The following is a 12,233-nucleotide window of genomic DNA, read 5'->3' on the forward strand; positions in this document are numbered from 1 at the left end:
TCCGCGGGGAGAGCCGTGAGGGGGTGCCGTGACAGGCCGTCGGTTGCCTGCGGGCTCGTTGTGGCTGGTCGCGCAGTTCCCCGCGCCCCTTTGGGGCGCTACGGCGAGCACGATTCGATGCGCCCGGCGTCTGACGTCGCCCCGGTCACCGGTGTTTCCGCGGTGGCCGGTTTGCGGAGCAGGAGGAGGGCCGCGTCGTCGTGCAAGCGGCCGCCCACGTGGGTCAGCAGTTCGTCGTGGAGTGCGGTGACCGTGTCGGCCGGTTCCTCGGACGTGTGTCGTGCCAGGCCCTCGGCGAGCGGGTAGAACTCACGGGCGTGGTTGCGGGCCTCGGTGACGCCGTCGGTGTAGAGCAGCAGCTGGTCGCCGTCGGCGAAGGGCAGCACCTGCAGTGCGGGGGTCTCGCCGGAGAGGGTACGCAGCCCGAGGGGCGGTGCCGGCAGGTCCGGATCGATCGGCACGACGACGCCGTCGCGTACCAGCAGTGGCGGCGCGTGACCGCAGTTCACCACCTCCAGCTGCCCGGGCCGCGGGTACCCGGCGACCACGGCGGTGACGAAGTCGTCGCTGCCCAGGTTGCGGGCCAGGCTCCGCTCGATCCGCGCGACGACGGCGAGGAGATCGGGCTCGTCGTAGGCGGCCTCGCGGAAGACACCGAGCACCAGAGCGGCCGTTCCCACGGCCGGCAGCCCCTTGCCGCGCACATCGCCGACGATCAGCCTGACCCCGTACGGCGTGGACACCAGCGCGTAGAGGTCGCCGCCGATCCGGGCCTCCGCCGCGGCCGCGCTGTAGCGGACGGCCACCTGGAACGGCCCCACCTTCGCCGGTACGGGCTGCAGCAGCGCGTGCTGGGCGGCCTCGGCGACGGAGCGGACGGCGGCCAGCACCCGTTCGCGCCGCCCGCGCAGCGCACTGGCCAGGCCGCTCGCCAGGGTGACGGCCATCAGGGCGGTCACCACGACCGCCAACTCGTGGCCCTGTCCGCCGTCACGGATCCCGAGGGTCGCGCCCAGGGCCGCGGCGAGGAGCCCCACACACAGGACTCCGCGCGGCCCGTTCGTGGTCGCGGCGAGCGCGGGGCCCACGGCGAGCAGCGGCACCGAAGTCATCCCCGAGCCGCAGACGAGGTCGACGACCACGATGACGAAGACGATCAGGATGGGCAGTACGGGCATAGCGGCGATCAAGCGCCTCGGCCAGTGGTCACGACCGTGGTGTGGGGCCTGGGCCTGGCTCATGTCTTGTCGGCTGTCCTCACCTGTGTGCGCGGGCATGCCCCCGGTGGAGAGGCCTACGCCCATGAAATGTCCGTTTCGTCTAGGAAATAGGTTCGGCGCGGGCGGGACAAGGACAGCGTTTTCAGATAGTGAGCGAGAGCCCTCTCGTCACCCGGCTCGCGGCCGGGAGCAGCCGTTCCGTGATCTCCTCCAGACGGGAGCGCCGGTCGGCCCGCAGCGAGACGCCGAGCGAGCCGAGGGTGTTCCCGCTGTACACGGGCACCGCGACGCAGACCGTGCCGAGGGAGTACTCCTCCAGGTCCGTGACCGCCGGGGCCATGGGCGAGGAGTCGAGCCGCCGCAGCAGCTCCGGCGTGTCGGTGATCGTCCGGGGGGTGAGGTCGGCGAGCGAATGCCGGGACAGGTAGTCCTTGCGCGCCTCGTCGTCCAGCTCGCGCAGTACGGACTTGCCCAGCGCCGTGGCGTGCCCGGCGTCCTCGAATCCCACCCACAGATCGACGCGGGGAGTGCGCGGACCGTCGACGATCTCGGCGACCCGGATCTCGCCGTCCTCGTAGAAGGTGAGGTAGGCGGCGGTCGACAGCTCGTCCCGCAGCGCGGCGAGCGTGGGGCGGATCCGGCTGAGCAGCGCCTGCGCCCGGCCCGTCGAGTGCAGCGTCTGGAGCCGGTCGCCCAGGATGAACCCGCCGTCGTCGAGCTTGCGTACGTATCCGTCGTGGACCAGGGTCCGCAGCAGGTGGTACGCGGTGGCCAGGGGCAGGCCCGTCTCGCGTGCCAGCTGCTTCGCCGGCGCGCCGTTCTCGTGCGCGCTGACCGCCTCCAGCAGGCGGAAGGCTCGCTGGACGGAGTTGATCAGCGTCGGGCCCTCACGAGCACCCATACGAACAGCGTGCGCCGGGCGTACCGCGTGGGCAAGGCGGACGGGCGTGGAGGGACGGATCGCCGGGTCTACAGCACGCGGGTCTACAGCACGCGCGCGACGAGCAGGGCGACGTCGTCGTGGTCGTCGGGATGGCGCAGGCCGTACAGCAGGAGGTCGCAGGTCTCCTCAAGGGGCCGGTGAGGTTCGTCGAGGAAGCCGAGCATGACGTTCAGGCGGTCGTCGATGGGGTGCAGGCGGGTCTCGACGAGGCCGTCGGTGTACAGCACCAGCACATCGCCGGGGCCGAGGTCGACCGTGGTGGTCCCGAAGGGGATGCTGCCGACGCCGAGGGGGGCTCCCGCGGGCAGTTCGAGCAGTTCGGGGGTGTGGCCGGGGCGGGTCAGCGCGGGTGGCATGTGCCCGGCGTTGGCGATGTGGCACTGCCTCGTGCGGGGGTCGTACACCGCGTACAGGCAGGTGACGATGTAGTGCTCCAGATCGCAGGTGATCTTGTCCAGGTGCTGGAGCACGGAGCCCGGATCGAGGTCGAGGTCCGCGTAGGCGACGGTGGCGGTGCGCAGCCGGCCCATGGTGGCGGCGGCGTCGATGCCGTTGCCCATGACGTCGCCGACGACCAGGGCGGTCCTGTCGTCGGTCAGCGGCAGGACGTCGTACCAGTCCCCGCCGACCTCGCTGGTCGCCTGGGCGGGCTGGTAGCGGGAGGCGAGCTCCAGGCCCGGGTGGTGCGGCGGGTGGTCGGGCAGCAGGCTGCGCTGGAGGGTGAGGGCGGTGTTGCGCACGCTCTGGAACCAGCGGGCGTTGTCGATGGCCACGGCGGCACGGCTGGCCAGCTCACCGGCGAGGACGACGTCGTCCTCGTCGAACGGCACCGGATTGCGGGTGCGCTTGAGGTCGAGGGCGCCCAGCACCTCGCCGTGGGCGATCAACGGCACGGCGAGATAGGAGTGCACGCCGGCGCGGGCCAGCAGGGAGGTGGCCTCGTCGTCCCGGGCGATGCGCCGCAGATCGTGCTCGCTGACATGGCGCACCAGCACCGGGCGAGCGGTGTGGACGCACAGCGTGACGAGGCGGTCGCCGTCGTAGGCGGCGAGGTCACCGGGCGGGTCGGCGGCACGCAGGGCCACGCTGGGGTAGGCCGCCTTCAGGGCGAGGGCGCGGAACAGCTCCGGGCCGTTGTCCGGTTTGCGCATACGGCGGCAGGCCAGGGCGGAGTCCAGGACGTCCACGGCGACCACGTCGGCCAGCTCGGGGGCGGCGATGTCGGCCAGTTCGCGGGCGGTCTGCTCCACCTCCAGCGTGGTGCCGACCCGGGTCGAGGCATCGGCGACCAGGGCCAGGCGCCGCCGGGCACGGTCGGCCTCGGCGGCCGCGCGGTGCCGCTCGGTGACGTCGACGAACGAGATGGCCGCGCCCAGCACCCGCCCGCTGGAGTCGTCCAGCCGGTAGAAGGACAGGGACCAGGCGTGCTCGTGGTCGGGGTCGGCCGGCGGGCGGCCCACGTGGTATTGGTCGAGCAGCGGCGTGCCCGTGGTGAGCACCTGACGCAGGGCGGACTCGATGGTGTCGATGTCGGGCAGCGGCAGGGTCTCCCGCAGCCGCCGGCCGATGTGGTCCTCGGCCGGTGTGGCGTCGATGCGCTCCAGTGCCGGGTTGACCAGCAGATAGCGCAGGCCGGGGTCGAGGAGGGCGATGCCGATCGGGGACTGGTTGATCAGCCGCTCGCACAGCGCCAGGTCGGTCTCGACGCGCTGGAGCAGCGAGTGGTCGGCCGCTATGCCCAGGGCGTACACGTCCCCCAGGTCGTCCAGCAGCCGCATGTTGCGGAACTCCGTGAGGACGGTGCTGCCGTCCTTGTGCCGCACGGGGAAGGCGCCGGCCCAGCTCCGGCCGGTCTCCAGCACCTCGGCGAACAGCTTCGCGACGGCCGGCAGGTGCTCGGGGTGGATGAACAGCCGCGCCGCGTGCGTGCCGAGAGCCTCCTCGGAGGTGTAGCCGAAGAGATCCTCGGCCTGCGGGGTCCAGAACACGATGCGCCCCTCGGCGTCGACCACCACCGCGGCCACGCTCAGGACGTCCAGCAGGCCGGTCGGCCGGGGTGGCTCGGAGCCGTACCCGCCGCCGTCGGACTCGAAGGATTCGGCTGTCATCCCAGCTCCCGCGCCACGGCCGGCAGAGACTGCCGGCCTTTCGTCCCCGCCGGGTACCACGGCTGAGACGACCGTCACCTCCATGCTCCCTCCACCCCGCGGGCCTTGCCCAGTCCGGGCGCGCCGAGCGGCCCTCGAGGCGGGGGCAGGTGTCGTCGGCCCGTGCACATCCGGCGGACAAGCAGGAACATGGTCGTGTGAGGACGGGACCCATGGACGCTGCGTGAGGACCCATGGATGCTCCGCGCGAAGAGCCCGACGCGCGCACGCCCACGGGAGCGCGCGCCCTCCTTGACGCGTCCTCCGACGCGGCGGCGGTGGTGTCCGGACGCGGTGTGGTGCTCGGCTGGACCCGGGCCGCCGAGGAACTCCTCGGCCACCCCGCGGCGGAGGTCGTCGGCGGCCCGGCCGCACGGCTGCTGGCGATGCCGGACGATCCGATGCGGGTGGCCGGGATCGTGGAGCGCTGCCGGGCCGGCATGGGATGGAGCGGCCTCATCCCGGTACGGCATCGTGACGGCCGCCGTATCGACGTGGACCTGCGGGTCTCCGCGTCCTTCCGGATCGGCGCGGACGAGTGCTTTCTGCTCTCGGCGCGGGAGCGGCGGCAGCAGTGGGAGGTGGGCCAGTCCGTCCTCGACGGTTTCCTGACCCGCTCGCCGGTCGGCATGGCCGTGATGGACACGCAGCTGCGCTATGTCTGGCTGAACGACACCCTGGAACGCTTCGGCGGTGTGCCCCGTGAGCAACGGCTCGGCCGTCGGCTGAGCGAACTGCTGCCCGGGCTGCAGGCGGAGACCATCGAGGGCCTGATGCGCAAGGTCCTCGACACCGGCGTCCCGGTCACGGACTACGAGTACGTCGGCTGGAGTTGGGCCGATCCGCACCGCCGGCGCGCCTACTCGACCTCCTTCTTCCCCCTCGTGGACGCCGACGACTCGATCACCGGGGTCTGCTACATGGTCTCGGACGTCACCGAGCGGTGGACCGCCCGCCAGCTGTTGTCGCTGGTCAACGAGGCCGGAACGCGTATCGGTACGACGTTGGACGTGCTGCGGACGGCTCAGGAGCTCGCCGACTTCGCCGTTCCCCGCTTCGCGGACTTCGTCGTCGTGGACCTGCTGGAGCCCGTGTTCAGCTCCGAGGGGCACGGGGCCTGGCTCACCGACGCGGGACCGGCACCCGCCAAGCCGGTCATGCGCCGGGCCGGAATGAACTCGGTGCGCGAGGGCTGCCCCGAGGCCGTGTCGCGGATCGGGGACCGGGTCGACTTCGTGCCCCCGCCGCACGACGCGCATCTGATCGTCGACGGCGATCCGATCCTCATCCCGGTCCTCGACCCGTCCGACGAGCTGTGGGCCGTCGAACAGCCCGAGCGGGCGGCCAGCATGCGCGAGTTCGGCCTGCACTCCCTCATCTCCGTGCCGATGCGGGCGCGCAACACCGCCCTGGGCCTCGCCACGTTCATCCGCTCGGTCAACCCCGTCTCCTTCCAGACCGACGACGTCCTGGTCGCCCGGGAGCTGGTGGCCCGGGCGGCGCTGTGCGTCGACAACGCCCGCCGCTACACCCGGGAACACACGGCGGCGGTCACTTTGCAGCGCAGTCTGCTGCCCCAGGCCCTGACGGGCGGTACGGCGCTGGAGGTGGCCTCCTCCTATCTGCCGGCGGACCCGTCGGGCGGAGTCGGCGGTGACTGGTTCGACGTGCTCCCGCTGTCCGGCGCCCGGGTCGGCCTCGTCGTCGGCGACGTCGTCGGCCACGGCATCACCGCGGCGGCCACCATGGGCCGGCTGCGCACCGCCGTACAGACCCTCGCCGACATGGAGATGCCGCCCGACGAACTGCTGGCCCACCTCGACGACCTCGTGCTGCGTCTGAGCGAGGAGCCTCCCGACGGGGGTGCCGTCGAGACGGCCGGTGCGGCCGAGGCGGCCCGGCGGAGCACGACCGCCTTCCTCGGCGCGACGTGTCTGTACGCCGTCTACGACCCGGTCACCAGGCGCTGCACGATGGCCCGCGCCGGGCATCCGCCCCCGGTCGTCGTCGCACCCGACGGGCAGGTCTCCTTCCCCGAACCCCCTGCCGGGCCGCCGCTCGGGCTCGGCGGCATCGGGTTCGAGTCGTGCGAGATCGAGCTCGCCGAGAACAGTCTGCTCGGCCTCTACACCGACGGCCTCGTCCAGGCGGCCGACCGCGACATGGAACGGGGCATGTCCCGGCTCGGCGACCTGTTGTCCCGGCGCGATCTCGACCTCGGCACCCTGTGCTCGTCCGCGGTGCGCCGGCTCGTGCCCGGGCCGCAACCCGACGACATCGCCCTTCTCCTGGCGCGCACCCACGCCCTCGGTGCCGAGCACGTCGTCTCCTGGGACGTGCCCGTGGACCCGGCCGCCGTCGCCGACATCCGCGCGCGGGCGACCCGGCAGGTGGAGGCGTGGGGCTTCGAGGAACTGGCCATGACGACGGAGCTGATCGTGAGCGAGCTGGTCACCAACGCGATTCGCTATGCCGAACCGCCCATTCGCCTACGCCTGCTCCGCGACTGCCGCCTGACCTGCGAGGTCTCCGACGCGAGCCACACCGCTCCGCGGTTGCGGCACGCTCGGAGCATGGATGAGGGCGGGCGTGGGCTGTTCCTGGTGGCTCAGCTTGCTCATCGCTGGGGGGCTCGCTATACGGGTGACGGGAAGATCATCTGGGCGGAGCAGGAGATCGCCTGAGAGGTCGGATGGTTTGGCTTGTTCGGCGGGTGCGGGTTGTGTGGGGTCGATCGGGCCCACGCGGCGGGCCGCATATCGAGTCAGCCCCCCGCCCCTTGAGGTTGGCTGCCGCCAGAGTTGGCTCGTACGCCGACCACCGCCACCGCCACTGCCGCGCCGACGACGCACAGCACGCCGGCCACCAGCACCGAGGTGTGCAGCCGCGTGACGGGCTGACGGGGTGACGGCGTGACCGGGTGACGGCTCAGGAACGCAGCGCGTCCGACAGGGACTTGACGCCGCCGTGCGCGGTGAGACCCCCGTCCACGGGGATCTCGGCGCCGGTGATGAAGGACGCCTCGTCGCAGAGCAGGAACACCACGAGCGGGGTGATCTCGTCCACGGTGCCGGTGCGGCCGAGCGGTGTCTCGCGGAGGTTCGCCTCGCGGAAGGCGGGGGCCGCGGAGGCGGTCATCTCGGTCTCGATGTAGCCGGGGTGGATGGTGTTGACGCGGATGCCGCGCGGGCCGAGCTCCAGGGCGGCCGCCTTCGACAGGCCCCGCAGCGCCCACTTGCTGGCCGTGTAGGCGACCGGGTAGTGGCCGGTGAGCGCGGCCGTCGAGCCGACGTTGACGATGGCCGAGCCCGGCCGCATCAGCGGGGCTAGGTGCTGGATCCCGAGCAGCGGGCCGGTGACGTTGACGGCGTGGACACGGTCGAAGTCCTCCGGGCGTACGTCGCCGAGGCGGGCGCGCCACGTGATGCCCGCGTTGTTCACCAGCCCGTGGACACTGCCGTACGACTCCCTCAGCTCGGCGGCGAGTTCTGACCACTCCCGGTCGCTGGTGACGTCGAGGCGGCGGCAGCCGGGGGCGTCCGTCACGTCGGTGGCGATCACCCGGGCGCCCTCGCGGGTCAGTGCCTCGGCCTCGGCGGCGCCCTGGCCGCGGGCGGCTCCCGTCACCACGACGATCTTGCCGAGGAGCCTCATGGTGTGCAGGTCGCTCACGGCCGCTCCCGGGGCCGACGCCGAGCGACCGGCACCGGCACCGGATCGGGGCCGGCCACCACTGTGTTGGACACGGAGCCGATGCCCTGCACGGTGAGCGTCACCGTGTCGCCGGGCTTCAGCGGCGGCGGGTCCTGCCGGCCGCGCACGCCCCACAGCTCGGCCAGGCAGCCGCCGTTGCCGCAGGTGCCGGAACCGAGCACGTCCCCGGGACGCACCCACGTCCCGCGTGAGGCGTAGGCGACCATCTCCTCGAAGGTCCAGCTCATGTTGGACAGCAGGTCCTCGCCGACCACCTCGCCGTTCACCGCGGCGGTGAGCGCCAGCCGCAGGAAACCGTCGGCGTCCCGGTACGGCTCCAGCTCGTCGGCGGTGACGAGGTACGGCCCGATAGTGGTGGCGGTGTCCTTGCCCTTGCAGGGGCCCAGGCCCACCTTCATCTCCGCCGACTGCAGGTCACGCGCGGACCAGTCGTTGAAGACCGTGTAGCCGACGATGTGGTCGCGGGCCTGCTCGGGGGTGAGGTCGCGGCCCTCGCGGCCGATCACGCAGGCCACCTCGAGCTCGAAGTCGAGCACGGCCGACCCCGGCGGCACGGGGATGTCGTGGTGCGGGCCGTACACCGCGTAGGGGTTGGTGAAGTAGAACGTCGGGGCCGCATACCACCGCTGCGGCACTCCGGCGGCCCCGTCCACCGAGCGCCCTACGCCCTCCACGTGCTCCTCGAAGGTGACGAAGTCACGCACGGTGGGCGGCTGGAGCGGCGGCAGCAGCCGTACTTCGGAGACATGCGGACCGGCCGGCACGTCGAGGGTCGCGGCGCCCGCTTCGAGCAGGGCGGGCAGACCGCCGCCCGCGGCCAGCAGGCCGGCCAGGGAGCGGACCGCGGGCAGCGGGTGGAGCGTGCCGTCCTCGTCGACGACGGCCACCTGGGTTCGGTCGCGGTACTCGTACGTGGCGAAGCGCATGGGAGGGATCCGGTCCTGTCGACGGGGCGGCGGATGGGCGGGTACGGCGGGCCCGGGAGCGCGGCGGGCAGTCAGGGCAGTGACAGGTAGTCGCCGCGCCCCCGGAGCTGTGGTGGTCCGCAGGGGTGGGGGATCAGACCGGCGGGGCGACGAAGACGCCGCGGTCGACGTCGTTGAACGACTCCTTGGCGATCAGCTCGTTCATCGGGTTCGCCGTGCCCCACTGGTCGGTGACCTCGGGCTGGGAGAAGTCGTAGACGTGGGGGTGCCAGGTGTCCTCGTCCAGCTCCTCCAGCTCGGTGGTGTACTCCACGGTGTTGCCGTGCGGGTCGAGGAAGTACGTGAAGGTGTTGTCGCCCGCCATGTGCCGGCCCGGGCCCCAGATCTTGCGGATCCCGGCCCGCATCACCCGGCCGGAGCCGCGCATGTACTCGTCCAGGCCGCGCATCTCGAAGGAGACGTGGTGCAGCGAGGTGTGCGGGCCCTTCGCGAGTGCCATCGAGTGGTGCTGGTTGCTGATCCGCATGAAGTGCATGACCTCGCCCATGTGGGGCGAGCTGAGCGTGTCGCTCAGCCGGAAGCCGAGGTGGCGCTCGTACCACTCGCGCGTCCTGTCCAGGTCCGGGGAGTTGAGGACCACGTGCGACAGGCGGACCGGGATCGCCTCCTTCTCCTCGATCCTGCGGTGCTGCCGCGCCTGGACGTCGGCGGAGACCTCGATGGTGCGGCCGTCGACATCGAAGAAGCGGAAGCCGTACCCGCCGCCGGGGGTGTCGAGCTTGCCCGGCTGGGAGATCAACCGCACACCGGCCGCGAGCAGTTGCCCGGCGAGGGTGTCGACGTCGGCCGGGCTGTCCGCCCCGTAGGAGACGAGGTCGAGGCGCTTCTCGTCGGCCTTGCGCAGCCGTACGACGTACTGCTCGGGGCTGCCCTCTGCGGCCAGGAAGGAGATCCCGGAGTCCTCGGCGACCTTGGTCAGGCCCCAGACGCCGGCGTAGAAGTCGAGTTGTTTGTCGTAGTCGGGTACGGCGAGGTCGACGTGCCGCAGGTGGGTGAGCAGACGGTTGCTCATGGGGGGTTCCTCCTCAGGCCTCAGGCGAGGTTGAGCAGAGCGGCGGCGTTGCCGCCCCGCACCGCGTGGAAGTCGTGGTCGGGCAGGCCGGCTGCGCGCAGGGCGTCCAGCGGGTCGTCGGTGCCCATGTCGAAGGGGAAGTCGGAGCCGAGCAGCACACGGTCGGAGCCGACGGCGCGGATCAACTCCCGCAGGACGTGCGGGTCGTGGACGAGCGAGTCGAAGTACAGCTGCTTCAGGTAGCTGCTCGGCTCCCGGGAGCAGGACCGGGCGTCGGGGCGCACCCGCCAGGCGTGGTCGGAGCGGCCGATATGGGTGGGGAGGTAGCCGCCCCCGTGCGCGGCTATCAGCTTCAGTCCGGGGTGCCGGTCCAGGGCTCCGGAGAAGATCAGATGGGAGAGCGCGACGGCGTTCTCGGTGGGCTGGCCGACCGTGTTGGACAGATACCACTGAGCCAGGCGCTCGTCGAGCGTGCAGCCGAACGGGTGCAGGAAGACGACGGCGCCGGTCTCCTCCGCGCGTGCCCAGAAGGGCGCGAGCCGCCGGTCGGACAGCTCCACTTCCCGTGCCCCGCCCGGCCCCGGGGCGTGCGAGGAGATCTCCACGCCCCTCAGCCCCTGGTCCAGCGCGTGGTCGAGCAGGGCAACGGCGAGGCCGGGGTGCTGGAGGGGGACCATGCCGAGGCCGTGCAGCCGGTCGGGGGCCTGGGCGCAGTGTGCGGCGGTGCCCTCGTTGGCCAACCGGCATACCCTGTCGGCCAGTTGAGTATCGGCCCAGTAGTGGTAGTGGCCCGGCGAGGGGCTCACCAGCTGCACGTCCACGCCGGCCTCGTCCATCGCCGCCAGGCGCACGTCGACGTCCGTCAGCTTCGGCACCCGGGCGCCCACCATGGGGCCGTTCACCGCGAGGGCCGCCGACCCGTTGCGGCGGGCGTCGAGGCTGCGGGCCGCCGCGAGGGCGGGGTGACCGGCGACGGCCTCCTCGATCTCCGGCAGCAGGACGTGCGCATGCACGTCGACGGTGGGTGCCGTCACGGCAGCTCCTTGAGGATGTTCATCGTGCGGCCCATCAGCCCGGGGACGTCGGCGTCGCGCACGCAGTCCAGCTGCCACTGGCCGATCTGCACGGACGCCTCGACGACGGCCCGGACGCGGGGGATGCGGCGCTCGTAGTAGGCCTGGAACAGCGCGTCATCCCAGTCCCGTCCGCTGGTGAGCAGCTCGGCGAGCACGAGCGCGTCCTCCAGGGACATGGCCGCGCCCTGGGCAAGGGTGGGCGGGCAGCAGTGGGCGGCGTCGCCGACGAGGACGACCCGGCCGTGGTGCCAGGAACCCTCGACCAGCATCCGGGTGAACCAGGTGTAGTTGACCTGCTTCGGGTCGGTGATGTGCCGGGTGATCTCCGGCCAGGCCCCGCCGTACGCCTGCGCCAGGCGGCGCATCTCGTCGGCGTGGTCGGACGTGTCGACGGACGCGCGGTCACGGCACCCTTCGACGAGGAACGCGTAGAGGGTGTCCTCGCCGGTGGGGGTGTAGCCCGCGATGTAGGCCGGTCCGCCATAGGCGAGATCGGAGCGCGTCACGCTCTCCGGCCGCGGAGCGGCGATGCGCCAGATGCCCATGCCGGTGGGTTCGGGCTTGTCGGTGATGCCGATCGCGGCGCGGGTGGTGGAGTTGAGGCCGTCGGCGGCGACGACCAGGTCGTAGCGGCCCTCACTGCCGTCGCTGAAGCGGACGCGGACGCCGTCGCTGTCCTGTTCCAGGGACTCGGCGGTGGTACCCAGGCGCACCGTGGCGCCGGAGGCGCGCACGGCGTCGATGAGGATCCGCTGGAGCTGGGGGCGCTGCATGCCGAGGGTGGCGGGCAGGTCGTCGCCGCCGGTCCTGATGTCCTCGGCGATGTGCAGCACCGTGCCGTCGGGGGCGGTGATACCGAGCGTGCCGAAGGAGAATCCGGAGGCCTCCGCCTGTTCCCACAGGCCCAGTTCGCGCAGCACCCGCAGCGCGTTGCCCTGGAGGGTGATGCCGGAGCCGGTGGTGGCGTTCCAGTCGGGCCTGGCCTCGATCAGGTCGACGGTGATGCCGGCGCGGCGCAGCAGGATGGTGACGGCGTTGCCGGCGGCGCCCCCGCCGATGACGAGGACGGTAGGAGTGGGGCGGTCAGCCATGTCGGGGTACCTCCCGAGGTTGGGCCGCGCGGCTTCGAGCGGCG

Annotated in this window: 9 protein-coding genes; 1 reads left to right on the forward strand and 8 read right to left on the reverse strand. The window is 72.2% G+C overall.

Annotated elements, in window-relative coordinates:
* Positions 1 to 98: 98 nt before the first annotated feature.
* From ACTMVF_RS13385 to ACTMVF_RS13395, 3 genes are all read right to left on the reverse strand, one after another.
* Positions 99 to 1,178, reverse strand: a complete 1,080-nt coding sequence (locus tag ACTMVF_RS13385) for a PP2C family protein-serine/threonine phosphatase (RefSeq protein ID WP_441271208.1) — start codon at positions 1,176 to 1,178, stop codon at positions 99 to 101.
* A gap of 184 nt (positions 1,179 to 1,362) precedes the next feature.
* Positions 1,363 to 2,121 carry an IclR family transcriptional regulator gene (locus ACTMVF_RS13390; RefSeq protein WP_441271209.1) on the reverse strand — a complete coding sequence of 253 codons (759 nt, stop codon included), beginning with the start codon at positions 2,119 to 2,121 and terminating at the stop codon, positions 1,363 to 1,365.
* Positions 2,122 to 2,204: 83 nt separating this feature from the next.
* On the reverse strand, positions 2,205 to 4,271 hold the full coding sequence (locus ACTMVF_RS13395) for a SpoIIE family protein phosphatase (protein ID WP_441271210.1): 2,067 nt from the start codon (positions 4,269 to 4,271) through the stop codon (positions 2,205 to 2,207).
* A 233-nt stretch (positions 4,272 to 4,504) separates the two neighbouring features.
* Between ACTMVF_RS13395 and ACTMVF_RS13400 the strand changes: the two genes are divergently transcribed.
* Positions 4,505 to 6,994: a SpoIIE family protein phosphatase gene (locus ACTMVF_RS13400; protein ID WP_441271211.1), complete on the forward strand. Its 2,490-nt coding sequence runs from the start codon at positions 4,505 to 4,507 to the stop codon at positions 6,992 to 6,994.
* Positions 6,995 to 7,238: 244 nt separating this feature from the next.
* On the opposite strand, the gene ACTMVF_RS13405 is transcribed toward ACTMVF_RS13400, so the two are convergent.
* The 5 genes from ACTMVF_RS13405 to ACTMVF_RS13425 form a co-directional block, all read right to left on the reverse strand.
* Positions 7,239 to 7,964 carry an SDR family NAD(P)-dependent oxidoreductase gene (locus tag ACTMVF_RS13405; RefSeq protein ID WP_441271356.1) on the reverse strand — a complete coding sequence of 242 codons (726 nt, stop codon included), beginning with the start codon at positions 7,962 to 7,964 and terminating at the stop codon, positions 7,239 to 7,241.
* 14 nt (positions 7,965 to 7,978) lie between these two features.
* Positions 7,979 to 8,950, reverse strand: a complete 972-nt coding sequence (locus tag ACTMVF_RS13410; RefSeq protein WP_441271212.1) for a fumarylacetoacetate hydrolase family protein — start codon at positions 8,948 to 8,950, stop codon at positions 7,979 to 7,981.
* Between the two features lie 133 nt (positions 8,951 to 9,083).
* The gene (locus ACTMVF_RS13415; RefSeq protein WP_441271213.1) at positions 9,084 to 10,022 is read right to left on the reverse strand and encodes a VOC family protein; all 939 of its coding nucleotides are present in this window, start codon (positions 10,020 to 10,022) and stop codon (positions 9,084 to 9,086) included.
* A 20-nt stretch (positions 10,023 to 10,042) separates the two neighbouring features.
* Positions 10,043 to 11,056, reverse strand: a complete 1,014-nt coding sequence (locus tag ACTMVF_RS13420; RefSeq protein WP_441271214.1) for an amidohydrolase family protein — start codon at positions 11,054 to 11,056, stop codon at positions 10,043 to 10,045.
* On the reverse strand, positions 11,053 to 12,189 hold the full coding sequence (locus tag ACTMVF_RS13425) for an FAD-dependent oxidoreductase (RefSeq protein WP_441271215.1): 1,137 nt from the start codon (positions 12,187 to 12,189) through the stop codon (positions 11,053 to 11,055). The genes ACTMVF_RS13420 and ACTMVF_RS13425 overlap by 4 nt, the downstream gene beginning before the upstream one ends.
* Between the last annotated feature and the right edge of the window lie 44 nt (positions 12,190 to 12,233).

The sequence above is a fragment of the Streptomyces sp. SD31 genome, from assembly GCF_052068475.1.
Taxonomy (GTDB): domain Bacteria; phylum Actinomycetota; class Actinomycetes; order Streptomycetales; family Streptomycetaceae; genus Streptomyces.